Below are 249 nucleotides of genomic sequence, written 5' to 3'. Positions count from 1 at the left end.
ATTTGCCTGGGCCGGTCATCGTGCTGCCGGGTTCTACCTTTATGAGAATGGTCGGGCGATCAGCTTTCGCGAGTCATCGTCAGAACCATCCGTGGCGAAGCAACGTACTGAAGCGGTTTTGATGGGCCTCTGCGCCCGCAATGCCTAGGAAATTCCCAAAGGCGATGGCGTATGTCTGCCGAACATGTTCGTCGCTGATAACGGGAAAGACTCGGCCCGCCAAGTGGGCGTCACGTTTCGCTTAAAGCA

The 249-nt window shown here is 56.2% G+C and carries 1 protein-coding gene; it reads left to right on the top strand.

The window, feature by feature from the left end; all coding sequences use genetic code 11:
- Window positions 1-151: 151 nt before the first annotated feature.
- Window positions 152-249: hypothetical protein (locus SB753_RS39865; protein WP_410805522.1), on the top strand; the 98-nt coding region annotated here is incomplete at its 3' end.

This window comes from Paraburkholderia sp. SIMBA_053, assembly GCF_046534895.1.
GTDB lineage: Bacteria > Pseudomonadota > Gammaproteobacteria > Burkholderiales > Burkholderiaceae > Paraburkholderia > Paraburkholderia caledonica.
Note: the sequence above shows the minus strand (reverse complement) of the source record. Positions and strands in the feature narration are given on the sequence as shown.